General features: G+C 70.0%; 22 protein-coding genes. 14 read left to right on the top strand and 8 right to left on the bottom strand.

Annotation, left to right across the window (positions count from 1 at the left end):
• Positions 1–22 precede the first annotated feature (22 nt).
• Positions 23–1,075, bottom strand: a complete 1,053-nt coding sequence (locus SREC43747_RS0113035) for an ABC transporter permease (RefSeq protein ID WP_029721710.1) — start codon at positions 1,073–1,075, stop codon at positions 23–25.
• Positions 1,072–2,664 carry a sugar ABC transporter ATP-binding protein gene (locus SREC43747_RS0113030; RefSeq protein WP_029721709.1) on the bottom strand — a complete coding sequence of 531 codons (1,593 nt, stop codon included), beginning with the start codon at positions 2,662–2,664 and terminating at the stop codon, positions 1,072–1,074. Before SREC43747_RS0113030 ends, SREC43747_RS0113035 begins: the two co-directional genes overlap by 4 nt.
• 243 nt (positions 2,665–2,907) lie before the next feature.
• On the opposite strand from SREC43747_RS0113030, the gene SREC43747_RS20285 reads away from it, so the two are divergent.
• Positions 2,908–3,903 (top strand): DUF6542 domain-containing protein, encoded by a 996-nt coding sequence (locus SREC43747_RS20285; RefSeq protein WP_051388002.1) that lies wholly within the window; start codon positions 2,908–2,910, stop codon positions 3,901–3,903.
• 64 nt (positions 3,904–3,967) lie between these two features.
• Here SREC43747_RS20285 and SREC43747_RS0113020 read toward each other — a convergent pair whose 3' ends face one another.
• Positions 3,968–4,984 (bottom strand): 4-hydroxy-3-methylbut-2-enyl diphosphate reductase, encoded by a 1,017-nt coding sequence (locus tag SREC43747_RS0113020; protein ID WP_029721707.1) that lies wholly within the window; start codon positions 4,982–4,984, stop codon positions 3,968–3,970.
• Between the two features lie 122 nt (positions 4,985–5,106).
• On the opposite strand from SREC43747_RS0113020, the gene SREC43747_RS0113015 reads away from it, so the two are divergent.
• The 4 genes from SREC43747_RS0113015 (at position 5,107) to SREC43747_RS0113000 (ending at position 7,553) form a co-directional block, all read left to right on the top strand.
• A complete protein-coding gene (locus SREC43747_RS0113015; RefSeq protein ID WP_029721706.1) occupies positions 5,107–5,592 on the top strand; it encodes a lipid droplet-associated protein in 486 nt (161 codons plus the stop codon).
• A gap of 78 nt (positions 5,593–5,670) precedes the next feature.
• Positions 5,671–6,858, top strand: coding sequence for an exodeoxyribonuclease VII large subunit (gene xseA / locus SREC43747_RS0113010; protein ID WP_037331930.1), 1,188 nt, complete (start codon positions 5,671–5,673; stop codon positions 6,856–6,858).
• A gap of 15 nt (positions 6,859–6,873) precedes the next feature.
• Positions 6,874–7,290 carry a hypothetical protein gene (locus SREC43747_RS0113005; protein WP_029721704.1) on the top strand — a complete coding sequence of 139 codons (417 nt, stop codon included), beginning with the start codon at positions 6,874–6,876 and terminating at the stop codon, positions 7,288–7,290.
• A 35-nt stretch (positions 7,291–7,325) separates the two neighbouring features.
• The gene (locus SREC43747_RS0113000; RefSeq protein ID WP_236623176.1) at positions 7,326–7,553 is read left to right on the top strand and encodes an exodeoxyribonuclease VII small subunit; all 228 of its coding nucleotides are present in this window, start codon (positions 7,326–7,328) and stop codon (positions 7,551–7,553) included.
• On the opposite strand, the gene SREC43747_RS0112995 is transcribed toward SREC43747_RS0113000, so the two are convergent.
• Positions 7,550–8,134: a DUF4245 domain-containing protein gene (locus tag SREC43747_RS0112995; protein ID WP_408005205.1), complete on the bottom strand. Its 585-nt coding sequence runs from the start codon at positions 8,132–8,134 to the stop codon at positions 7,550–7,552. The genes SREC43747_RS0113000 and SREC43747_RS0112995 overlap by 4 nt on opposite strands.
• Before the next feature lie 188 nt (positions 8,135–8,322).
• Between SREC43747_RS0112995 and glpX the strand changes: the two genes are divergently transcribed.
• Positions 8,323–9,360 (top strand): class II fructose-bisphosphatase, encoded by a 1,038-nt coding sequence (gene glpX, locus SREC43747_RS0112990; protein ID WP_029721701.1) that lies wholly within the window; start codon positions 8,323–8,325, stop codon positions 9,358–9,360.
• 79 nt (positions 9,361–9,439) lie between these two features.
• Here glpX and SREC43747_RS0112985 read toward each other — a convergent pair whose 3' ends face one another.
• Positions 9,440–10,420 carry an NAD(P)/FAD-dependent oxidoreductase gene (locus SREC43747_RS0112985; protein WP_029721700.1) on the bottom strand — a complete coding sequence of 327 codons (981 nt, stop codon included), beginning with the start codon at positions 10,418–10,420 and terminating at the stop codon, positions 9,440–9,442.
• A 223-nt stretch (positions 10,421–10,643) separates the two neighbouring features.
• Between SREC43747_RS0112985 and SREC43747_RS0112980 the strand changes: the two genes are divergently transcribed.
• The 5 genes from SREC43747_RS0112980 (at position 10,644) to SREC43747_RS0112960 (ending at position 16,409) form a co-directional block, all read left to right on the top strand.
• Positions 10,644–11,378: a S1 family peptidase gene (locus SREC43747_RS0112980; RefSeq protein WP_152528414.1), complete on the top strand. Its 735-nt coding sequence runs from the start codon at positions 10,644–10,646 to the stop codon at positions 11,376–11,378.
• A 98-nt stretch (positions 11,379–11,476) separates the two neighbouring features.
• The gene (locus tag SREC43747_RS0112975; RefSeq protein ID WP_029721698.1) at positions 11,477–12,871 is read left to right on the top strand and encodes a class II fumarate hydratase; all 1,395 of its coding nucleotides are present in this window, start codon (positions 11,477–11,479) and stop codon (positions 12,869–12,871) included.
• A gap of 85 nt (positions 12,872–12,956) precedes the next feature.
• A complete protein-coding gene (locus SREC43747_RS0112970; RefSeq protein ID WP_029721697.1) occupies positions 12,957–14,471 on the top strand; it encodes an ATP-dependent DNA ligase in 1,515 nt (504 codons plus the stop codon).
• Positions 14,472–14,483: 12 nt separating this feature from the next.
• Positions 14,484–14,903 carry a DUF4288 domain-containing protein gene (locus SREC43747_RS0112965; RefSeq protein WP_029721696.1) on the top strand — a complete coding sequence of 140 codons (420 nt, stop codon included), beginning with the start codon at positions 14,484–14,486 and terminating at the stop codon, positions 14,901–14,903.
• 66 nt (positions 14,904–14,969) lie between these two features.
• Positions 14,970–16,409 (top strand): GuaB1 family IMP dehydrogenase-related protein, encoded by a 1,440-nt coding sequence (locus tag SREC43747_RS0112960; RefSeq protein WP_029721695.1) that lies wholly within the window; start codon positions 14,970–14,972, stop codon positions 16,407–16,409.
• Positions 16,410–16,529: 120 nt separating this feature from the next.
• Here the strand turns inward: SREC43747_RS0112960 and phoH2 are convergent, their stop codons facing one another.
• Positions 16,530–17,837, bottom strand: a complete 1,308-nt coding sequence (gene phoH2, locus SREC43747_RS0112955) for an RNA 5'-3' helicase PhoH2 (protein ID WP_081722577.1) — start codon at positions 17,835–17,837, stop codon at positions 16,530–16,532.
• An 879-nt stretch (positions 17,838–18,716) separates the two neighbouring features.
• On the opposite strand from phoH2, the gene SREC43747_RS0112950 reads away from it, so the two are divergent.
• Positions 18,717–18,971 carry a hypothetical protein gene (locus tag SREC43747_RS0112950; RefSeq protein WP_236623171.1) on the top strand — a complete coding sequence of 85 codons (255 nt, stop codon included), beginning with the start codon at positions 18,717–18,719 and terminating at the stop codon, positions 18,969–18,971.
• A 269-nt stretch (positions 18,972–19,240) separates the two neighbouring features.
• Positions 19,241–19,456, top strand: a complete 216-nt coding sequence (locus SREC43747_RS0112945; protein ID WP_201768700.1) for a hypothetical protein — start codon at positions 19,241–19,243, stop codon at positions 19,454–19,456.
• A gap of 56 nt (positions 19,457–19,512) precedes the next feature.
• On the opposite strand, the gene SREC43747_RS0112940 is transcribed toward SREC43747_RS0112945, so the two are convergent.
• Positions 19,513–20,289, bottom strand: a complete 777-nt coding sequence (locus SREC43747_RS0112940; RefSeq protein ID WP_037331926.1) for an isoprenyl transferase — start codon at positions 20,287–20,289, stop codon at positions 19,513–19,515.
• Positions 20,290–20,398: 109 nt separating this feature from the next.
• Between SREC43747_RS0112940 and trhA the strand changes: the two genes are divergently transcribed.
• The gene (gene trhA, locus SREC43747_RS0112935) at positions 20,399–21,073 is read left to right on the top strand and encodes a PAQR family membrane homeostasis protein TrhA (RefSeq protein WP_037331933.1); all 675 of its coding nucleotides are present in this window, start codon (positions 20,399–20,401) and stop codon (positions 21,071–21,073) included.
• Between the two features lie 205 nt (positions 21,074–21,278).
• On the opposite strand, the gene SREC43747_RS0112930 is transcribed toward trhA, so the two are convergent.
• A partial coding sequence (locus tag SREC43747_RS0112930) for a thioredoxin domain-containing protein (protein ID WP_029721689.1) occupies positions 21,279–23,020 on the bottom strand: 1,742 nt, incomplete at its 5' end.

Genomic DNA, 23,020 nt, shown 5'->3' with positions numbered 1-23,020 from the left:
CGCTCCTCCCCCTCCGATTGGGTCATGCGGCAGGACGCAGCCGTTGCAGCGCCGCGGCTGCGACGATCACCAGACCTTTGATCAACAACTGCAGGTCGGTGTTGACGCTGTTCAGGTCGAGGATGTTGTTGAGCATGCCCAGCAGCAGCGCACCGGCGATGGTGCCGACGACCGAACCGCGGCCACCGGCCAAGCTGGTGCCACCCACCACCACGGCGGCGATGCCGTCGAGCTCGTAGGCCATCCCGTCGTTGGGGCTGCCCGCGTTGAGCTGCCCGGCGTGCACGATCCCGGCCAGCGCGGCGCAGAAACCCGCGATGGCGAAAGCGATGATCTTCACCTTGTTGACCGGCACACCCGACAACCGAGCCGCTTTCTCGTTGCCCCCGATGGCGTACAGGTGGCGGGAGTAGGCGCTGGTGCGCAGGAAGAGGATCGCCGCGGCCGCCACCGCGGCGAAGATCAGCGCCGGGATCGGCACCACGCCACCGAAGGTGCGCTCCCCGAGCAGGGAGAACAGCACTGGTGCTTGCCCCGGGCCGTCGCCGTAGGAGATCTGCACCGTCTCCCCACCGGACCACATCCGCGCCAGTCCGCGCGCGATCTGCAATCCGGCGAGGGTCACGATGAACGCCTGCACTCCGAGCAGCGCCACCGCAGTGCCCTGCAAGATTCCGAAGAGGACGCCGATCAGCAGCACCAGGGCCACCGTGACCCAGACCCCGTGGCCGTCCTCCACCATCAGCACGGCCGACCCCACGGCGGCCAGGCCCAGCACCGACCCCACCGAGAGGTCGATGCCGCCGATGAGGATGACGAAGGTGAGCCCGATGGCGATGATGCCGATCTCGGAGACCGCCCGGACGATGTTGAACAGGTTGTCCGGGGTGAGGAACAGCACCCGGCCGTCGGCCCGCGGCGAGAAGACGACCGCCGCGGCGAAGACCGCGAGCAACCCGAAGAAGCTCTGGAAGCGGAACAGCGTCTCGGTGTTCACCTGCCACCGGCGCGATGGGACTTCCGGTTCCTCCCCGCCGCCTCCCGATGGCGGCCGCTCCACTGTTCGTTCGGTCACCGTCCACCTCCCGAGGCGTCCGCGCCGCTGGTTCCTGCCACCGGACCGGGGCTGTTGGCCGTCAGCGTCTCCCCCATCGCCGCGGCCAACAATTCGGCTTCACTGACCTCGGTGGTGTTGAACTCGGCCACGCTGCGGCCACCGCGCAGCACAACCACCCGGTGGCACACGCCGACCAGCTCGGGAATCTCCGAAGAGGCCAGCAGGACGCCGATCCCGCGCGCTGCGATGTCCTGCAAGAGCTGGTAGATTTCCGCCTTTGCGCCGATGTCCACCCCGCGGGTGGGGTCGTCGAGCAGCAACAGCCGCGGTTCGGTCAGCAGCATCCGTCCGAACACGACCTTCTGCTGGTTCCCGCCGGAGAGCGAGCCCACCGGATCGGTCAGCCGGCCGAGCTTCACGTTCAGCCGCCGAACCACTTCCGCGGCGGTGCTCCTTTCCTTGCGCTTGCGCACCAGGCCGGCTGCGCCCAACCGGTCCAGCACCGACAGCACCGTGTTGGCCAGCACCGAGTGCTCCAGCACCAGACCGGCCATCCGCCGGTCCTCGGGCACGAACGCGATGCCGGCCCGCAGCGCTTGGCGCGGGTTCCGCGGCAGCACCGGACGACCGTCCAGCGTGACCGTGCCTCGCCAGGTCCCGGGGGTGCCGGCCCCGAAGAGGGTTTCCAGGAGTTCGGTGCGCCCGGCACCGAGCAGCCCGCACAGGCCGACGATCTCACCGCGGTGCACGGTCAGGTCGATTCCGTTCGGTTCCCGACGGCCGGTGCGCGTCCGGCGCGGTTGGAGCGCGAAACCGCTCAGCCGCAGCAGTTCTTCACCGGTTCCGGCGCGGCGGGTGTTGAAGACCTCCTCCACCTTCGTCCCGACCATGGCCTCGGCGGCCTTCTCCGCGGTCAGGTCCCGGGCGTCGAACTCCCCCACGACCCGGCCGTTGCGCAGCACGGTCGCCCGGTCCGCGATCCTCCCGATCTCGTCCATCCGGTGGGAGATGTAGACGATCCCGGTGCCGGCGCGGCGGAGTTCGTCGATCACCGCGAACAGCTGGTCCACTTCGGCCGCCGACAGCGCTGAGGTCGGCTCGTCCATGATCAGCACTTTGGCGTTCAGGGAGAGCGCCCGCGCGATGACGACCAGCTGCTGCTCACCGACCCGCAATTGGCCGACCGGCCGGAACGGGTCGAGCTCGATGCCGGTGCGGCGCAGCAGTTCTCGGGTGCGGGACGCCATCTTGCGCCGGTCCACCGCGCCGTAGCGGGTGCGCGGCTCCCGCCCCAGGTAGAGGTTTTCCGCCACGCTGAGCGCGGGCACCAGGTCGAGCTCCTGGTGGATCATGGCGATGCCGGCGCGCTGCGCCTCGGCCGGCTTGCTGAACTCGACAGGATGACCCTCGACCGTGATCTTTCCTTCGTAGTCGACGAGGTCTCCGGAAAGCACCCGCATCAAGGTGCTCTTCCCCGCGCCGTTCTCCCCCAGCAGCGCGTGAACTTCTCCGGAACGAATGGTCAGATCGACTTCGTCGCAGGCCAGCACCCCTCCGTAGCGCTTGGTGATGCCGGCCATCTCCACCAGCGGTTGTCCGGTACGCATAGGACCGACCCCCGTCCCGCCGCTCGCCGCAATGCGAGAAAACGATTGCCCGGACGCTATGTCCGCCGCACTCGTTGTGTCAAGGGTCACACACTCGGGTAAGTGATTCAGCAGCGAAACGGTGGCGTGAACATCACGGAGCGATCACAACACCACGAAATGTGGATAATTCGGCGCAATTCGTAACGCCAGTTCCGGAGAGGCGTCCCGAGCCCGAGTACTGGACCGTTACCGTTGTGAACCGTGACCGCGACTCGCGACAGCCAGAGCGCCCCCGATCCGGAAAAAGGCGCGAATGACTGGTCAGCACACTCCGCTTTCGGCAGCCGCGGGCTGCCGCTGGGGGGAGCCCTGCTGCTCGCCGCCGGCCTGACCGCGCTCGGCACGGTGCTCGACGTCCTGATCTGGTCCCAACCGGGACTGATCTACAAAGGCTGTTTCCTCGTCTCCTGCACCCTGGCGGTCGGGCTGGTGCGACGGCGCAACGTCTTCGGCCCCATGGTGCAGCCCCCGCTGGTGCTGGCAGTGGTGATGCCGCTGGTCGTCCTGCTCACCGGACTCGGCGATGGCGCCGGCCTGGCCAGCAAAGCCCTCGCGGTGGTCAACCCTCTGATCAACAGCTTCCCCGTCATGGCCGCGACTACGGCGATCGCTGTGGTTATCGGCCTGGTGCGGATGTTCGTTACCGAACGAGCCCCCGCGAAGAACACCACACCCGACGAGGAAACCTCCGAAGACGCTCCTCGGAAGCGCCGCAAGAAGTCGGAAGCACGCAAGAAGTCGGAAGAAGCAGCGGACAGCGGCAAGCGGAACCGCAGAACCAGCAGATCGAACCCGGACGAGGAACCGGAGCCCGGCGCGCGCCGTCCGCGACGCCGCCAACCCGCCGACGGCGAACGCCGCCGAGCGCGCCCCGAGCAGGGCGGGGAATCCCGCCGGAACCGCGAACAGCCCCCGGCCCGACCGCGGGAAGAAACCGGTCGGCCGCGCGAGGAGAACAGCGACCGCGCCCGCGGCAACGCCCCCGGACGCCCCCGACCGGACGTCCCGGGCCGCCCCCGGCCGATGGGCGGGCCGGCGCGCCCGCGCGGCGGCGAACCCGTCCCGCCCCGGGAAGGGCAACCGATGCCACCGCGCCGCGGCATGCCGCCCCGGCAGATGCCCGGCCGACCACGTCCACCGGCCCCGGGAGGCGATCAACCGCCGCCCCGCTGGCCGCGCGGCGACGGCCGCCCGTGACCGCGAAAACCGGCCTGGTCAGCTCGAGGACCAGGCCGGTTTTCGCATTGCTCGGACAGCGTCGTCAGCGGACGCTCTTGGGCTTGTCCGGGTTCTCGTCGAGGTCCTTGCGCAACTCGCGCGGCAAGGCGAAGGTCACCTTCTCGTTGGCGGTGGTGACCTCCTCCACCGAGTCCCAACCCCGCTCCGCCAGGTGGTCCAGCACCTGCATCACCAGGACGTCCGGCACGGAGGCACCGCTGGTCACCCCCACCGTGCTCACCCCGTCCAGCCAGGCGTCGTCGATCTGGTCGGCGTAGTCGATCAAGTGCGCGTCCGAGGCGCCGTTCTGCACCGCGACCTCGACCAGCCGGTTGGAGTTGGAGGAGTTCTTCGAACCGACCACCAGCACCAGGTCGCACTCGGGCGCCATCGCCTTGACCGCCTCCTGGCGGTTGGAGGTGGCGTAGCAGATGTCGTCGCTCGGCGGGGCCTGCAGCTCGGGGAAGCGCTCCTTGAGCTGGTTCACCCGCTCCATGGTCTCGTCGACGCTGAGCGTGGTCTGCGACAGCCACACCACCTTGGAGGGGTCCCGGACCTGGACCTTCTCCACGTCCTCGGGCTTGTCCACCAGCTGCACCTTCTCCGGGGCCTCGCCGGAGGTGCCCTCCACCTCTTCGTGGCCGTGGTGGCCGATCAGCAGGATGTCGTAGTCCTCGCGGGCGAACCGGTTCACTTCCTTGTGCACCTTGGTCACCAGCGGGCACGTCGCGTCGATGGTGCGCAGGTTGCGCTTCTTGGCCGCCTCCCGCACCGCCGGGGAAACGCCGTGGGCGGAGAACACCAGCAGCGCCCCCTCGGGCACCTCATCGGTGTCCTCGACGAAGATCACACCGCGCTCCCGCAGGGTGTCCACCACGTGGCGGTTGTGCACGATCTCCTTGCGCACGTACACCGGCGGGCCGTAGGTTTCCAGCGCCTTCTCCACGGTGACCACGGCCCGGTCGACGCCAGCGCAGTAGCCGCGCGGCTTCGCCAACAGGACTCTCTTGGTTCGTTCGGCAGTCTGACCGGCAGCGGGGGCCTGGGACGAGGTCGTCATACCGACCAGGGTACGGGCGCAGCGGGACGAGGTCCGGACGACCGCCGGTGTACGGCGGATCACAGCGAAACGCGTGCAAATCGGCGATGGCCCGCCGGCGGCATGTGCGGCAGTCTGGTCGCATGCGATCGTTCCCCCTACCCGTGCGCGTCGCCGCAGGTCTGGCGGCCACCGCTGTGGAACAGGCCCGCCAGCTGCCCACCACCCTGCTGGGTTTGCCGATAACCGCGGCCAGCCAGGCGCTGCAGATCTCCATGCGGATCCAGCAGCAGGTGACCGAGCTGGCCATCAAGGGCGACGAGGTGCTGGCCGCGTTCAACCCGGCCGAGGAGCAGCCGTCGTGGGCCACCTTCGACGAGGACGAGGAAGCGGTCCCCGAGCCCGCCCCGGCCGCGGAACCGGCCGAGCCGGACACCGCCGGTCGAGCCGAGTCCGACCTGTTGGCCGAGTTCAGCACCATGTCGCTGCCCCAGCTGCGCGGCAAGCTCCGCTCGTTCAGTGAGGAACAACTCGTCGAACTGATCGAACACGAGCGGGAACATGGACAGCGAGCGGAGATCTTGCGCATGCTGACCAAACGGCTGGACCGACTGCGCAACGCCGACTGACCCCGCCGCACCCGCGTGTGCCCGTCCGCGAAGGAGTCGAAGCTGAGTTCCCCGACCAGTCCTGAAGAGCCATGGCCGGTGCGCACCGTCGCCCGCAAGATCGCCGACTGGATCCACCGCCTCGGCGCGGTCTGGGTGGAAGGCCAGATCACCCAGATCTCGCTGCGCCCGGGCGCGGCCACGGCGTTCCTGCAGTTGCGCGACCCCTCGGCGGACGTGTCGCTCACGCTCACCTGCGCGGCGAACATGCTGCGCAAGATGGACCCGCCGCTCACCGACGGCACCCGGGTGGTGGTGCACGGACGACCGGTCTTCTACTTCGGCCGGGGCACGCTGAGCCTGCGGGTCGACGAGATCCGCCCGGTCGGCATCGGTGAACTGCTGGCCCGCATCGAACGACTCCGCCAGCTGCTGAAAGCGGAAGGCCTGTTCGACCCCGCTCGCAAGAAGCCGCTGCCGTTCCTGCCGAACCGGGTGGGGCTGATCACCGGCCGGGCTTCGGCGGCGGAGCACGACGTGCTGACCAATGCGCGGCAGCGCTGGCCGGCCGTGCAGTTCGAGATCCGCAACGTGGCGGTGCAGGGAGCCAGCGCGGTGTCGCAGATCGTCAGCGCCCTGCAGGAGCTGGACGAGCTGCCGGAAGTGGACGTGATCGTGCTCGCCCGGGGCGGTGGCAGCGTGGAGGACCTGCTGCCGTTCTCCGACGAGGCGCTGTGCCGCGCTGTCGCCGCCTGCCGCACCCCGGTGGTCAGCGCGATCGGCCACGAGCCGGACTCGCCGCTGGTGGACCACGTCGCGGACGTGCGCTGCTCCACCCCCACGGGCGCCGGCAAGCGCGTCGTCCCGGACGTCGCCGAGGAGACCAAGCACGTGCACCAGCTGCGGGACCGGGCGCGCCGGGCCTTGCACGGCTGGGTGGACCGGGAACGCCGGCTGCTGGAGGCGCTGCGCAGCCGCCCGGTGCTGGCCGATCCGCTCGGCCCGCTGGAGCGCCGGGCCGAAGAGGTCGGGCAGCTGCGGGACCGGGCGCGCCGGGCGATGACCACCGCGCTCACCGCGGAGCAGCACGCGCTCACCGCGACCCGCTCCCGCTTGACGGCCTTGGGCCCCGCCGCCACGCTGGCCCGGGGCTACGCGATCGTGCAGCGCGTCGACGACGGAGCGGACGGGGTCCTGCGGTCCGTCGCGGACGCGCCAGCCGGTGCTCGACTCCGGGTGCGGGTGGCCGACGGAGCTTTCCACGCGGTCGTAGCAGAGAAGGGCTGATACAGGACGGAAACCGTGCATCCCGAACAGGCACCTTCGTTCCTCCCGTTGACCGTCGCGGCTGCTCGCTCGGCGGCCCGGAACCGCGCGGACACCGACCAGGCGGTCGAGGTGCAGCGGTGCGCGGAGGCCGCGGAAGCCGCGGCCACCGGGTGCTGGGCGGCGCTGCTGGGCGGGTGCGACTCCCCCGAGCGCCGGGCCCTGCCGTCGCGGCTGCGGGCGCTGGCCGCCGCGACCTCCGGCTACGTCGGAGCCTCCTCGTGGGGGGCGTCGCTGCACCGGCGTAAGGTCGCAGAAGCGCAGTCGCGCATCGACAGCGCGGTCGCCGAGGGTGACGGCGCGGAGTTCGCCGAGGCGTTCGTCGGCTACGACCAAGCGATCGCCACCGCTGTCGCGTCAGTACGAAGCAGGCTGGGGAGTCCGACCTCGTGACCACGAGTGAACCGCAAGACGAGCACTTCGATCCGGTGGCCAATTTCCCGGAGCTGACCGAGCTCGGCTACGAGGAGGCCCGGGACCAGCTCGCCGAGGTGGTGGAGCAGCTGGAGGCCGGGGGGCTTTCGCTGGAGCAGTCCCTGCAGCTGTGGGAGCGCGGGGAAGCCCTGGCCACCATCTGCGAGCGGCACCTGGCCGGCGCCCGGGAGCGGGTGGAGCGGGCCTTGGCCTCCGTCGAGGAGGACGAGGACGAGGACTAGCGCACCGGCTGCGCGCTGCCGACGGCTTCGGCCAGGGCCCGGAACTCCTGCTCGGTGCCGTCCCCGGTGATCAGCAGCAGCGCACCGTTGTGCGGGGTGACCCAGGCCTGTTCGTCCCGCACGCTGGCGTAGACGATCCACTCCAGGCCGCCCGCTTCGACGGTGCCCAGGCCGTGCGGGCTCTGCTGGGTTTCGGCGGCCACGAAGTCCTCCTCCGCGGCGTCGGACTGCGCCAGGCGCAGGTAGTGCCCGGTGCCGGTGAGCCAACCGGTGCGCACCACCCGGTGCTGGGAGGCGAGCGTTTCCACGTTCGCCGAGTTGGCCCGCCAGCCCGCCGGGACCTCCGGGTCCACCACCGGGAAGTCGACCCGGTCGGCGGCTCGTCGCAGTTCCGCTGCCGCGTCCACGGTCGGCGCGGTTTCCGGGTTGATCGCCGGACCACCCGGGTTGAACGAGCACTGGGTGAACAGCCCGGCCATGCCGAGCGCGATCAACACCATGGGCAGGATGGCGAAGATCATCGCGGAGGCAGTCCTGGGCGGCCGGGTCTGGCCGGGCTGCTGGTTGCGCGGTTGGGCCACGCCCCTCATGCTCTCACCAACCGGACAGCCCACTGTGACGCGGTTCGGACGGAGTGGGCTAACCCACGCGTATCCGAGATGAGGCCGCCCGTCTGCAAAGATCGGGTGCAACGAGCCTGAGCACGGACGACTGTCCGCCTTTCTCGGGCAGTGCAGGACTGGAGCACGCTCATCACCGGGGAGGCGCAATGAGCACCCGAAGCAACCACGAGGTACCCGACCGCAACTTGGCGATGGAGCTGGTGCGGGTCACCGAGGCTGCCGCCATGGCGGCCGGCCGCTGGGTCGGGCGGGGCGACAAGAACGCTGGTGACGGGGCCGCCGTGGATGCGATGCGCAAGCTCATCGGCACCGTTTCGATGCGCGGCGTCGTGGTCATCGGTGAAGGTGAGAAGGACGAGGCGCCGATGCTCTACAACGGTGAGCAGGTCGGCAACGGAGAAGGTCCCGAGTGCGACGTCGCGGTCGACCCGATCGACGGCACCACGCTGTTGAGCAAGGGGATGCCCAACTCCCTGTCGGTGCTGGCGGTTTCCGACCGCGGCACCATGTTCGACCCGTCCGCGGTGTTCTACATGAACAAGATGGCCGTGGGGCCGGAAGCGGCCGGCGCCGTGGACCTCACCGCCCCGGTCGCGGAGAACATCCGCCGGGTCGCCAAGGCCAAGCAGATCGACGTGTCCGACGTCACGGTGTGCATCCTGGACCGGCCGCGGCACGAGCAGATCGTCAAGGACGTCCGGGAAGCCGGGGCGCGGGTGCAGTTCATCTCCGACGGGGACGTCGCCGGCGCGATCGCGGCCGCCCGCCCGGAGAGCGGGGTGGACATGCTGCTCGGGATCGGCGGCACCCCCGAGGGGATCATCGCCGCGTGCGCCCTCAAGTGCCTCGGCGGGGAGATCCAGGCCCAGCTGTGGCCGCGGGACGACGCCGAGCGGGCCAAGGTGCGCGACGCCGGGCACGACCCGGAGCAGGTGCTCACCACCACCGACCTGGTGCGGGGCGAGAACGTGTTCTTCTGCGCCACCGGCATCACCGACGGCGCGCTGCTGAAGGGAGTGCACTACCGCGCCAACCGGTGCACCACCCAGTCCATCGTGATGCGCTCGAAGTCCGGCACGGTGCGGGTGATCGAGGGTCTGCACAAGCTGTCCAAGCTGCGCGCTTACTCCAATGTGGATCTCGGTGAGGACAGCCCGCGGCACGGTCTGCCCGGCGAGTTCTGATCCGGTCTGACCCAACGGCGAGCGGCGGTCCGCCACCTCGGTGGGCCGCCGCACCGGTTCGGCAGCGCGCCCGAGCTCCTCAGGTCTGGTCCGAGGAGTGCCCGGGGAACAGGTGCGCTTCGGGGTCGAGCTCGACCGCGATGTTGTTGACCGCGGTGGCGGCCTCGCCGAAACCGGTGGCGATCAGCTTCACCTTGCCCGGGTAGGTGGCGACGTCCCCGGCCGCGTAGATCCGGGGGCGGTTGGTGCGCATCGAACTGTCCACCCGAATGGCGCGCTTCTCCAGCTCCAGCCCCCACTCGGTGATCGGGCCCAGGTCCGCGGTGAACCCCAGTGCGGCCACCACCGTCTGCGCGGGCAGCACGTCGCGCCGGCCGTCGACGGTGATCTCGACTTCCCGCACGCCTTCCTCGTCTCCGCGGATCTCCGCGATCTCCGCGGGAGTGATCACCGGGATGCCCAGATCGGTCACCTTGCGGACCAACCCGGGGTGCGCCCGGAACCTGTTCCGGCGGTGCACCAGGGTGACGCTGCGGGCCACCGGGTGCAGGGCGAGCGCCCAGTCGAACGCGGAGTCGCCCCCGCCGACCACCACCACATCGTGTCCACTGTGAGCAGAGAGATCGGGTATGAAGTGGACGACCCCGCGCCCGGTCCACCCCTCCGCGGCGGGCAGCGGACGCGGCGAGAACTCCCCGATGCCGGCGGTGATCAGCACCGCCCTGGCCCGCACCCGCTCTGATCCTCCCAAGCGGACCAGAAAACCGTCTTCCTCAGTGGACAGATTTGCCGCCGCTCGCCCCAGCAGGTAGACCGGGTTGTACTGGGAGGCCTGCTCGACCAAGCCGGCGACCAGGTCCCGCCCGCGCCCCGCGGGGAACCCCGCCACATCGAAGATCATCTTCTCCGGGTACATCGCGGTGATCTGCCCGCCCGGCTCCGGCAGCGCGTCCGCCACCGCCACCGACATCCCGCGGAAACCCGCGTAGTAGGCGGCGAACAGCCCCGCCGGGCCAGCTCCCACGACCAGCAGGTCAACCTCGTGCGTCACCGCCGTCATGCCCATCACCTCGCCATCGAGGACGCCCTCAGGCTAGCCCGCGCCGCCCGCGATGTCCGCGAATTCCCGCCGCCGGCTAGGCCAGATCGACCAATCGACCTTCGCAGTCAGCGGTACCGGAGGGAAATCCCGATCTTTAAGTTCACCGGAACGGGGATCAGCGGGGAAGGGAGAAACGGTGCGGAAGACAGCCACGCTTCTGGCCAGCGCCGCGGCGCTGGCGATGAGCTTCGGATCCGCCCCTGCAGCGACCGCCACCGACACCGACACCACCACGCCCCTGATCGTCGGTGGGCACGACGCCACCGAGCAGTACGACTGGATGGCCTCGCTGCAGCGGTCCGGCCAGCACAGCTGCGGCGCTTCGCTGATTGACCAGCAGTGGGTGCTGACCGCAGCGCACTGCGTGCAGGACACCGCTCCGGAAGAGCTGGACCTGCGGATCGGCAGTCCGGACCACACCTCGGGCGGCACCGAAGCCGGGGTCAGCGAAATCGTCGTCCACCCGGACTACGCCACCAGCAACCCGAACGGTGACATCGCCCTGCTGCGGCTCGACCGGACCGTGGACATCACGCCGGTGGAGATCGCGGAGTCCTCCGGCCCCACCGGCACCCCGTCGCGGATCATCGGCTGGGGTCTGACCTGCAACACCCGCGGTTGCGACGAGCCTCCCGCGCAGCTGCAGGAGCTGGACACCGAAGTGGTCGACGACGCGGAGTGCGCGCTGGGGCAGATCGACGGCGCGACCGAGATCTGCACCGGCAGCCCGGAACCCTCCGCCAACGCCTGCTTCGGCGACTCCGGCGGACCGCAGCTGGAAGGCACCCCCGGCAACTGGCGGCTGACCGGGGTCACCAGCCGGTTGGGCGGCCTGCTGCCCGTGTGCGCCACCGCACCGTCGATCTACACCGACGCGACCGCCTACCATGACTGGATCCAGCAGACGATCAGCTGATCCACCAGCGCGGACAGCGCCTGCGCCCGGTGCCGGGTCGATACCCAGTGGGGAGACACACACTGCCCCCGAGCAGCTCTTGGCGAGACACTCTGGGCATGGCCGACCAGGAATACCGGATTGAACGCGACACCATGGGCGAGGTCAAAGTGCCCGCCCACGCCCTGTACCGGGCGCAGACGCAGCGCGCCGTGGAGAACTTCCCCATCTCCGGCCGCGGACTCGAGCGAGCGCAGATCCGGGCGCTCGGTCTGCTCAAAGCAGCCACTGCCCGCGTGAACGGCAAGCTCGGGGTGCTGGAGCAGGACATGGCGGAGGCCATCGCCGCCGCAGCCGACGAGGTCGCCGAGGGCAAGCACGACGAGCACTTCCCGATCGACGTGTTCCAGACCGGGTCCGGCACCTCGTCCAACATGAACGCCAACGAGGTCATCGCCACCCTCGCCAGCCGACGCCTCGGGCGGGACGTGCACCCGAACGACCACGTCAACGCTTCCCAGTCGTCCAACGACACCTTCCCGACCACCATCCGGGTGGCCGCCACCGAAGCGGTCCTCAACGACGTGGTCCCGGCTCTGGAGCACCTGGCCGGCACCATCGAGGGTCGCGCCGCCGAGTGGACCGAGGTGGTCAAGTCGGGTCGCACGCACCTGATGGACGCGGTGCCGATCACCCTCGCCCAGGAAGCCGGCGCCTGGGCCGCCCAGGTGCGCTACGGCATCGAGCGGCTGCACAGCGCGCTCCCCCGCCTCGGCGAACTGCCCATCGGCGGCACCGCCGTCGGGTCCGGGCTGAACGCCCCTGAAGGCTTCGGCGCCGCCGTCGCCGAGGAACTGGCCGGCGTCACCGGTCTGCCGCTGACCGAGGCCCGCGACCACTTCGAGGCGCAGGCCGCGCAGGACGCGGTGGTCGAGACCTCCGGGCACCTGCGGACCGTCGCGGTCAGCCTCACCAAGATCGCCAACGACCTGCGCTGGTTGGGCTCCGGCCCGCGCACCGGCCTGGCCGAGCTGGCCCTGCCCGACCTGCAGCCCGGGTCCTCGATCATGCCCGGCAAGGTCAACCCGGTGATCCCGGAGGCCACCCTGCAGGTCGCCGCCCAGGTCATCGGCAACGACGCCGCGGTCGCCTTCGCCGGCTCGCAGGGCAACTTCCAGCTCAACGTCATGCTCCCGGTGATCGCCCGCAACGTGCTGGAGTCCGCCCGCCTGCTGGCGGCCGTCAGCCGGCTGCTGGCCGACAAGGTGTTCGCCGGTCTCCAGGTCAACGCCGAACGGGCCCGCGAATACGCGGAGAGCTCGCCGTCGATCGTCACGCCGCTCAACCGCTACATCGGCTACGAGGAGGCCGCGGCGGTGGCCAAGCAGGCGCTGCGGGAGCGCAAGACGATCCGCCAGGTCGTGCTGGAGCGCGGCTACGTCGAAGCCGGCAAGCTGACCCTGGAGCAGCTCGACGAAGCCCTCGACGTGCTCAAGATGGCCCAGGGCAAGTAGTCCCTCCCCCGGCCGGTGCCGCACCCCGCGGCACCGGCCGCGCGCTCCTCGCTGCGCTGTCGGCCCGCGCCCGCACCATGGGGGCATGGCGCTGCTGGACGACGTGGTCACCGCCTCCGCCGAGATCGCGGCCACCCGTTCCCGGAAGGCGAAGACGACGATCCTGGCCGGTCTGCTGCGGAAGCTGGGCGAGGACGAAGTGCGACCGGCGGCGGCGATGCTGGCCGGGGAGCTCCCCGGCGGGCGGGTCGGCATCGGCTGGGCCACGCTCGCCAAGCTGCAGCCCGCCCCCGCGCCCGAGCCCCGGTTGACCGTGCGCGAGGTCGACACCGCGATCGGTGCGCTGCGGCGCATCAGCGGGCCGGGTTCGGTGCAGCGGCGCACCACCGAACTCGTCGAGCTGCTCGGCAACGCCACCGAGGCCGAGCAGGAGTTCCTGACGCGCCTGCTGGGCGGAGAACTCCGACAAGGCGCCCTGGAAGGGGTGGTGTTGGAGGCCATCGCGGCCGCAGCGGGCGTGCCCGCCGAATCGGTGCGCCGGGCGTTCATGCTGTCCGGGCAGCTGCCGGACACCGCGGCGGCCGCGATCGGCGGAGGTGAACCTGCGCTGGCGGCGTTCCGGCTCGAACCCGGCCGGCCGGTGCGCCCCATGCTCGCCGCTCCCGCCGAAGACCTCGATTCGGCGCTGACCGAATTCGGCGAGAGCAGCGTCGAGTACAAGCTGGACGGGGCCCGCATCCAGCTGCACCGCGTCGGGGACGACGTGCGGGTGTACACCCGCGCGCTCCGCGACATCACCCCCAGCGTGCCCGAGCTCGTCGACCTGGCGAGGAAGCTGGACTGCACCTCGGTGGTGCTGGACGGCGAGGCCCTGGCCCTGGACGACTCGGGCCGGCCCCGCCCGTTCCAGGAGACCATGGGCCGGTTCGGCTCCCGCAGCCCTCGGGACGTGCTGCTGCGCCCCTACTTCTTCGACTGCCTGCACCTCGACGGCACCGACCTGCTCGACCTGCCGCTGCGGCAGCGGTGCGCCGCCCTCGACGAGGTGGCCGGCGAGTGGCGCATCCCCTCGGTCCAAGCGCCTTCCGCCGAGCAGGCCGCGGACTTCTTCGACCGGGCCCTGGACGCCGGCCACGAAGGCGTGCTGGTGAAGGACCTGGACTCGGCGTACGCGGCGGGTCGCCGCGGCAGCGCCTGGCGCAAGGTCAAGCCCGAGCACACCTTGGACCTGGTGGTGCTGGCCGCGGAGTGGGGGCACGGGCGGCGCTCCGGCTACCTGTCGAACCTGCACCTGGGCACGCGGGACCCCGACGGGGGACCGCCGATCATGGTCGGCAAGACGTTCAAGGGGCTCACCGACGAGCTGCTGGCCTGGCAGACCGAGGAGTTCCAGCGCCGGCGGACCCGCGAGGACGGCTGGACGGTGCACCTGCGCCCGGAACTGGTGGTGGAGGTGGAGCTGGACGGGGTGCAGGTCAGCCCCCGCTACCCGGGCGGGGTGGCGCTGCGGTTCGCCCGGGTGCTGCGCTACCGGCCGGACAAGACACCGGCGATGGCCGACACCATCGACGCGGTTCGCGACCTGCTCCCCGGCAGGTGAGATGCTTGAACCATGAGCAGTGACGACCTCGGCGAGATCGGCTCGGTGAACATCGGGCCGGGAACGATCGACCCGCGCGAGTTCCAGGTCAACCCGGAGCACACCGAACCGGACTACTACATCGCGGTGCTGCTCCTGGAATCCACTTCGGAGGACCCCGACTACCGCCCGCTCTACGAGGAGTCCGTGGTGCTGCTCAAGGCCGAGACGGAGGAGGAGGCGCAGCAGCACGCCCGGGAGCTCGGCAAGCAGCAGGAAGCGGTCTACGAGGACGAGAACCACAAGCAGGTCAAGTGCCGGCTCAAGCAGGTCGTCGAGGTGCGCAAGCTGGAAGACCCCAGCTTCACCGACGGCACCGAGCTGTACAGCCGGTTCTTCCGCAACTACTCCGCCTACCGGTCGCTGGAGCTGCTGGCCGAGGAGGACGCCTAGGCCGACCGGTGCGCGGAACCCGCAAATCGCGACCACTCTTCCGCGGAACACGTATGGTGAGGAGACGTGCGGTTTTTGAACGGGCAACAGCCCACCACAGAGCTGACCTACGATGACGTCTTCCTCGCGCCGCAGCGCTCATCCGTGGCTTCGCGCTTCGACGTGGACCTGACGACCAGCGACGGCACCGGGGCGACGTTGCCCATCGTGGTCGCGAACATGACCGCGGTGGCCGGCCGCCGGATGGCCGAGACCGTCGCCCGGCGCGGCGGGCTGGTGGTCCTGCCCCAGGACGTGGCGCCGAGCGCGGTCGCCGACATCGTGTCCTGGGTGAAGTCGCGGCACCCGGTGTGGGACACCCCGCTGGTGGTGCACGCCGACGACGCGGTGGCGGACGTGCTCAACCTGCTGCCGAAGCGGGCGCACGGCGCGGTCGTGGTCGTGGACGACCAGCGGCGCCCGATCGGGCTGGTCGACGAGGCGGCCTGCACCGGGGTGGACCGCTTCGCGCGGGTCCGCGAGGTGGCCGATCCGGAGCCGGTCGTGGTGCCGCTGGAGACCAAGCCCCGGGAGGTGTTCAACCAGCTGCACCAGCAGTCCCGGAAAGTGGCCCTGGCCGTGGACGCGAACGGCGAGCTGGCCGGGATCATGACGCTGCGCGGCGCCCTGCGCGCCGAGATCTACACGCCCGCGCTGGACGACTCCGGCCGGCTGCGCGTCGCCGCGGCGATCGGCGTCAACGGCGACGTGCCCGCCAAGGCCGCGGCCCTGCTGGAAGCCGGGGTGGACACCCTCGTGGTGGACACCGCGCACGGCCACCAGGAGAAGATGATCTCCGCCCTGCGCGCGGTCCGCTCGGTCGAACCGCAGGTGCCGGTGGTGGCGGGCAACGTGGTCACCGCCGAAGGGGTCCGGGACCTGGTGGAAGCCGGCGCGGACATCGTCAAGGTCGGGGTCGGCCCGGGGGCGATGTGCACCACCCGCATGATGACCGGGGTGGGCCGGCCGCAGTTCTCCGCCGTGGCCGAGTGCGCCGAGCAGGCCCGCGAGCTCGGCAAGCACGTGTGGGCCGACGGCGGTGTCCGGCACCCGCGGGACGTGGCGCTCGCCCTGGCCGCCGGCGCCTCTTCGGTGATGATCGGCTCGTGGTTCGCCGGCACCTACGAATCGCCCGGCGACCTGCAGCGGGACGAGCACGGCAACGCCTACAAGGAGAGCTTCGGGATGGCGTCCAAGCGCGCCGTCACCGCCCGCACCCAGCACGACAGCCCCTTCGACCAGGCCCGCAAGGCGCTGTTCGAAGAGGGCATCTCCAGCTCGCGGATGCGGCTGGATCCGCAGCGGCCCGGGGTCGAGGACCTGCTCGACCAGATCACGTCCGGGCTGCGGTCGTCGTGCACCTACGCCGGGGCGCGCAACCTCGAGGAGTTCCACGAGCGCGCCTTGATCGGCGTGCAGTCGGCGGCCGGGTTCGCCGAAGGACGGCCGTTGCCGGCCGGCTGGTGAGGGCCTCCGCGGTGGATCGGGGAGCCCCTGCCGAGCAGCGGGGGATCCCCGATCCGCGCGTCGGCGCCCGGGCCGCCGGTGCGGGCGCGAGCGTGCCGGCGGCCCGGACCTGGTGCCCCGCTACGGGGTGAACTCACCTTCCAGCATCTCGGTCACCAGAGCGGCGATCGGCGAGCGCTCCGACCGGGTGAGGGTGATGTGGGCGAACAGCGGGTGCCCCTTGAGCTTCTCGATCACCGCGGCCACCCCGTCGTGCCGGCCGACCCGCAGGTTGTCCCGCTGGGCTATGTCGTGGGTGAGCACCACCCTGGAGTTGGCGCCCAGCCGGGAGAGCACGGTCAGCAGCACGTTGCGCTCCAGCGACTGCGCTTCGTCGACGATCACGAACGAGTCGTGCAGCGACCGCCCCCGGATGTGGGTCAGCGGCAGCACCTCGAGCATGCCCCGGTCGTGCACCTCGTCGAGCACGTTCTCGCTGACCAGCGCGCCCAGGGTGTCGAAGACCGCCTGGGCCCACGGCTGCATCTTCTCGTTCTCGGTGCCGGGCAGGTAGCCGAGCTCTTGCCCACCGACGGCGTAGACCGGGCGGAAGACCACGACCTTGCGGTGCTGTTGGCGCTCCAGCACGCTCTCCAACCCCGCGCACAGCGCCAGCGCGGACTTGCCGGTGCCGGCGCGGCCGCCGAGCGAGATGATCCCGACCTCCGGGTCCATCAGCAGGTCCAGCGCGATCCGCTGTTCCGCTGACCGGCCGTGCAGGCCGAAGACCTCGCGATCCCCGCGCACCAGCTTCAGCCGCTTGTCCGCGGTGACCCGGCCGAGCGCGCTCTGCGAGCCGTTCAGCAGTCGAACACCGGTGTTCGGCGGCAGGTCGCGGACCTCGTCGAGATCGACGACGCCTTCCTTGAACAGCGCGTCGACCGCCTCCGGCGGCGCGTCCAGGTCGGCCATGCCGGTCCAACCGGAGGAGACCACGTCCTGCGCCCGGTACTCCTCGGCGTCGAGGGCCACCGAGGCGGCCTTCACCCGCAGCGGCATGTCCTTGGTCACCAGGGTGACCCGGTGCCCTTCGGCCGCGAGGTTGAGCGCGCAGGCCAGGATGCGGGAGTCGTTGGAGTCCGTACGGAATCCAGCGGGCAGCACCTGCGGGTCGGTGTGGTTGAGCTCGACGTGCAGCGTTCCTCCGGAGGTCCCGACGGGTACCGGCGCGTCCAGCCGCCCGTGCCGGAGTCGCAACTCGTCGAGGGCCCGCAAGGCTTCGCGGGCGAACCAACCGAGCTCCGGGTGATGCCGTTTGCCCTCCAACTCGCTGATCACGACCAGCGGAAGCACTACGCTGTGCTCGGCGAACCGAGTTATCGCCCACGGATCGGACAGCAGGACCGAGGTGTCCAGAACATAGGTGCGAACACCCCTGGCACCGGCCATCTCACTGTTGCCTGGTTCTCCACTGCGCGCGGAGCTTTCCGCTTGTGGCTGGGAACGTCGTGCGGTCACGGCTACTCCCTCGCAGGTGCGGCGAGCGCACCCGCTCGTCGGCGGGCCGGGCCTGCCCCCGCCGCCGGCTGGGCGGACTGGCCACCCACCGCAGCCGCTGGGGCCGGACACCGACCCCTCGCGACCAAGGTGGACAGCTCAACTGTCCGAACCAGCCATCAGCCACGGCCAGGGGCCTCCCGGACGGGCCGCGTACGGACTTTGGGTCGGCCCGTCACAGCGCACGCTACCGGCGCTGCTCCGAGTTGACAGACGGCCAGCCAGGTGATTTAGCGAATTGTCAGCGGGGTTTCACTTGGAGCTGGCTTTCCGCCAGGTCAGCGACTGTACACCACTGTTCAGACACTTTGGACGACCAGCGAAACAGCAGCTCAGCTGCTGTGCGGCGGAACGACCGGGATAGCGGCGGAGCAGCTCACCGACAGTCACCAAAGACGCCGATATCTGGTCTTTGTGAGTGAATTCCTCGTTGGAGGCAGTGAATCCGCTGCGCTGTGCACCACCTGGACGGCAGGATGCCAGCCGATTCATCCGGTCGAGCGGTTCCGACAGCGGCCCACCGCGTCCCATCCGCATCGTCCGGCCTCTCCCACGGAGCAGCATTCCTCCGGTTTCCGCAGCTGAAAAATTTGCTCGCACAACTTTTCCGCGCGCAATCAAATTCATCGCCACACGATAGAGTTATCTTGCTTTCTTTTCGTCGATCATCTCGATATCTTTTTCCGCGATAGTTCCCTCGGCTTACCCCTGGGGAAGCGGAGCCAGGGAATTGTTCCCGCGTGGATTCACATCCAATAAGGAGCCATTGAAGTGCTGAAGAAAGCAGCTGTCGTCGCCGGCACCGCCGCAGGCCTGATGGCCGTCGCCCCGCTGGCCCACGCCGACAGCGTGGACAACGACGGCATCAACATCCTCAACGACAACAACATCAGCGTTCTGCCTGTTCAGGCGTGCGGCAACAACATCGCCGTCCTCGGCATCGTGCTGCCGCTGCTGTCGCCGCAGGACGTCAACTGCGTCAACGCCCCGATCGTCGACCACCCGTCGGTCGAGTTCGACGACTGATCGTCCGCGGGCAGCAAATCCGCAAAAGAAGCGTTGGGGTCGACTCGACGCTTCTTTTCATTAGTACGAGAGCAGATTTGGTCGGATGACCGCCCAATCCTCACGTCAGCGTGGCAATGCCTCAGCACATCGCGGCATGAAATGGGATTTCCACGCGGAATCACCGGAATGGGTTCATCCGATCGCATGTGAAAATCCCCGACACCTTCCTCGAAGGAGCCATTGAAGTGCTGAAGAAAGCAGCTGTCGTCGCCGGCACCGCCGCAGGCATGATGGCCGTCGCCCCGCTGGCCCACGCCGACAGCGTGGGCAACGACGGCATCAACGTCCTCAACGACAACAACATCAGCGCTGTACCGGTTCAGCTGTGCGGCAACAACATCCCCGCCGTCATCGGTGTCGTGCTGCCGGTGCTGTCGCCGCAGGACGTCAACTGCGTCAACGCCCCGATCGTCGACCACCCGTCGGTCGAGTTCGACGACTGATCCACGACTCGATCCCGGGAGGGCCGGTTCGCCGACCCTCCCGGGATCGTTGCCGTCTAGCTGCCGAAGCGGCGGTGTCGAACCGCGTAGTCGCGCAACGCGCGGAGGAAGTCGATGCGCCGGAACTCCGGCCAGTAGGCCTCGCAGAACCAGAACTCCGAGTGCGCTGACTGCCACAGCATGAAGCCGGACAACCGCTGCTCCCCCGAGGTGCGAATCACCAGGTCGGGGTCGGGCTGCCCGGAGGTGTAGAGGTGCTCTGCGATGTGGTCCACGGTGAGCACCTCGGCGAGCTCTTCGATCGTGGTGCCCGCCTCGGCGTGCTGCTGGAGCAACTTGCGGACCGCATCCGCGATCTCCCGCCGACCTCCGTACCCGACAGCGGCGTTGACTTGCATCCCCGTACGACCTTCGGTCCGCAGCGCGGAAGCTGAGAGCCGAGCGGCGAACTCGGTCGGGAGCAGATCCAGCGCGCCGACGATCCGCACCCGCCACGGTTGGGAGGGTCCGGTGAGCTCATCGACCACGTTGGCGATGATCTCCAGCAGCGCGTCTATCTCCTCCTTGCTGCGGTTGAGGTTGTCCGTGGACAGCAGCCACAGCGTCACCACCTCGACCCCAGCCTCGTTGCACCACCTCAGCAGGTCAGCGATCTTGCGCGCTCCAGCGCGATGACCATACGAAGCGTCCAGCCCGGCTTCCTTCGCCCATCTGCGGTTGCCGTCGAGGATGACGCCGACGTGCCTGGGGCGTTGCATCCCTTCCATCTTGCGGAGCAACCGCCGCTCGTATACGCCGTAGAGGACTTCCTTCACCCGAAGCTTGAACGCCACGTCCGATGAGCGTACGCGCGCACGTTGAGGCGTCGACCACGGCCTCGGCGAGCACTGCAACGAATTTCACCCGTCAGCAAAACCTACGGTCCCGTAACCTTTGGAAGTGATGTCTTCACTAACCACACGCCATGCGTTCGCAACCGTGAAGCCCAGGATGCGCGGTTGGATCCACCTGTGGTCTTTCTTCGTCTCCATCGTGGCGGGTGCCACGATGATCACCTTGGCCGCTCTCACGGTGTCCGCCCGAGCAGCGGTCGGCACCGCCGTCTACGTGGTCACCGTGCTCGGGCTGTTCGGGATCAGCGCGCTCTACCACCGGAAAACGTGGAAGACCGTGGGCGCCCGCACCTGGATGCGGCGGCTCGACCACTCGATGATCTTCCTGTTCATCGCGGGCACCTACACACCGCTCGCGATGCTGGCCATGCAACCGACCACCGGGGCGGTGGTGCTCGCCGTGGTCTGGGGCGGTGCTCTCGGCGGGGTCATCCTCAAGCTGGCCTGGCCGAACGCTCCCCGCTGGGTCGGCGTTCCGGTCTACGTCGCACTGGGCTGGGTCGCGATCTTCGTGTTCCCCGACCTGCTGCAGAACGCCGGCGCCGCGGTGTTGACGCTGCTGATCGTCGGCGGGGTGCTCTACACCCTCGGGGCCGTGTTCTACGCCGCCCGCTGGCCCGACCCGTGGCCCAAGACGTTCGGTTACCACGAGTTCTTCCACTCGGCCGTCTCCGCTGCGGCCATCTGCCACCACGTGGCCATCTGGCTGGCGCTCTACGCCTGACCGGAGGTGCCCCGCGGCGCAGCCCGGCCACCAGGGCTCGCAGCCGTTCGGGGGAGTGCTCGCCGACCAGTTCCGCTGGCCAGCCGAGCACCCCCGCGCTGGCTCTCTCCAGCGCGAGCTGCCCACCCGAGCGGGTCCCCGCTGCCCCCGGCGCCCACCGGCCGCAGCGGGCTCCAGATCAGCTCTCAGCCGGCAGCCCCGGCTCTCAGCGCGCCAGAGCCGACACCAGCTCTCCGACACCGGTGACCGGCCGGTCGCACACGAACCCGCGGCACACGTAGGCGGCCGCTGAGCCGTCCACCAGTTGCCTGCCGGTCAGCAGCGGCGTCTCGGTCCCCGGTTCGCCGGCCACCACCACGGCCCCACCGGGGGCGTGCTTGCGGGCTGCCGTCACCAGCTCGCTCCGGTCCTGGGCGCCGGCGTTGCCCACCACCGCGACCTGCAGCGGCCCGTGCTCCACGGCTTCCGCCGTGCTCAGCCAGTGGCCGGCGAACCGCGGTGCCCGCTCGGCGAGCAGGCCGGACCGGGCGAGGCCCTGTTCAGCGGCCTGCCGGTAGCGGGTCGAGCGTTCCGGTTCCACCAGGGCGGAGGCGGTGAGCAAGGCAGCGGTGACCGAGGACGCCCCGGACGGGCTGGCGTTGTCGGTCGGGTCGGAGGGGCGGCGCACGAGGCTCTCGGCGTCGGACGCGGTGTCGAAGAACATCCCCGGGTTCTGCGGGTCCGCGAAGTGCTCCAGCGCGGTGTCCAGCAGGGCGCACGCCTGCTCCAGCCAGCGCTGCTGCCCGGTGAACTGGTGCAGCGCCAACAGCCCCTCGGCCAGGCAGCCGTAGTCCTCCAGCACGCCGGCCGCATCGCCGGTGGTGCCGTCGCGGGAGGTGCGGCGCAGCCGCCCGTCGACCAGGTGGTGCTGCAGGACCAGCTCGGCGCTCTGCTCGGCCGCCGCCGCCCAGGACGGCTCGTCCAGCGCTGCTGCGGCTTCCACCAGCGCGGTGATGGCGAGCCCGTTCCAGGCGGTGACGACCTTGTCGTCCCTGGCCGGTTGGGGGCGCTGCTGGCGGACTTCCCGCAGGCGGTCCCGGATCCGCTGCCAGCGCGCTCGATCGGCGGGGTCCTGCGGCAGCTGGAGGGTGGAGGCGCCCCGCTCGAAGGTGCCGGTTTCGGTGACCTGCAGCAGCTCGGCCGCCCACGCCCCGTCTTCGGGGCCGAGCGCTTCGATGAGCTGCTGCGGGGTCCAGACGTAGGTCAGGCCTTCCACGCCTTCGGTGTCGGCGTCCAGGGAGGCGGCGAACCCGCCTTGCGGGGTGCGCAGGTCTCGCAGGAGGAACTCCGCGGTCTCCCGGGCCACCCGGGCGGCCAGCTCGTTGTCGTCCACGCGCGCCAGGTGGGCGTAGACCCGCAGCAGCAGCGCGTTGTCGTAGAGCATCTTCTCGAAGTGCGGGACCACCCACGCGGCGTCGACGCTGTAGCGGGCGAACCCCCCGGCCAGTTGGTCGTAGATACCGCCTCGGGCCATCGCCGCGCACGTGCGGCGAACCATGTCCAATGCGGACTTCCCAGTTTCCGCGGCGCCGACGCGTTCGTGGTGCCGCAGCAGGAATTCCAGCACCATCGAGGGCGGGAACTTGGGGGCACCGCCGAAGCCCGCGTGCTGTTCGTCGAATTCGGACTTCAACCGGGATATGGCGATGCCGATCATCTCGTCGTCCACAGCGGACTGAGGAAGCGGATTCCGCTGCGCGGACAACTGCTGCGCCACCCGGGTCGCCGCGTTGCGGACTTCGTCGCCGCGCTCGGTCCACGCCGAGATCACCGCCCCCAGCAGTTGCCGGAACGACGGCATGCCGCCCATCGGGGACTTCGGGTAGTAGGTGCCGCAGTGGAACGGCTCGGCCTCCGGGGTGAGGAAGCACGTCATCGGCCAACCGCCCTGGCCCGTCATGGCCTGGG

The organism is Saccharopolyspora rectivirgula DSM 43747 (assembly GCF_000497205.1).
In the GTDB taxonomy this organism is placed as follows: Bacteria; Actinomycetota; Actinomycetes; order Mycobacteriales; family Pseudonocardiaceae; genus Saccharopolyspora; species Saccharopolyspora rectivirgula.
The sequence above is the reverse complement of the archived record's forward strand: the minus strand, read 5'-3'. Positions and strand labels throughout refer to the sequence as shown.

Coding starts and splice junctions, on each gene's coding strand:
- SREC43747_RS0112985 (WP_029721700.1), bottom strand. CDS start 10,420: ATGACGGCGGTGACGCACGAGGTTGACCTGCTGGTCGTGGGAGCTGGC.
- SREC43747_RS0112970 (WP_029721697.1), top strand. CDS start 12,957: ATGGCGCTGCTGGACGACGTGGTCACCGCCTCCGCCGAGATCGCGGCC.
- SREC43747_RS0112975 (WP_029721698.1), top strand. CDS start 11,477: ATGGCCGACCAGGAATACCGGATTGAACGCGACACCATGGGCGAGGTC.
- SREC43747_RS0113030 (WP_029721709.1), bottom strand. CDS start 2,664: ATGCGTACCGGACAACCGCTGGTGGAGATGGCCGGCATCACCAAGCGC.
- SREC43747_RS0113015 (WP_029721706.1), top strand. CDS start 5,107: ATGCGATCGTTCCCCCTACCCGTGCGCGTCGCCGCAGGTCTGGCGGCC.
- SREC43747_RS0112965 (WP_029721696.1), top strand. CDS start 14,484: ATGAGCAGTGACGACCTCGGCGAGATCGGCTCGGTGAACATCGGGCCG.
- phoH2 (WP_081722577.1), bottom strand. CDS start 17,837: ATGGCCGGTGCCAGGGGTGTTCGCACCTATGTTCTGGACACCTCGGTC.
- SREC43747_RS0112945 (WP_201768700.1), top strand. CDS start 19,241: ATGATGGCCGTCGCCCCGCTGGCCCACGCCGACAGCGTGGGCAACGAC.
- trhA (WP_037331933.1), top strand. CDS start 20,399: ATGTCTTCACTAACCACACGCCATGCGTTCGCAACCGTGAAGCCCAGG.
- SREC43747_RS0113020 (WP_029721707.1), bottom strand. CDS start 4,984: ATGACGACCTCGTCCCAGGCCCCCGCTGCCGGTCAGACTGCCGAACGA.
- SREC43747_RS0112980 (WP_152528414.1), top strand. CDS start 10,644: ATGAGCTTCGGATCCGCCCCTGCAGCGACCGCCACCGACACCGACACC.
- glpX (WP_029721701.1), top strand. CDS start 8,323: ATGAGCACCCGAAGCAACCACGAGGTACCCGACCGCAACTTGGCGATG.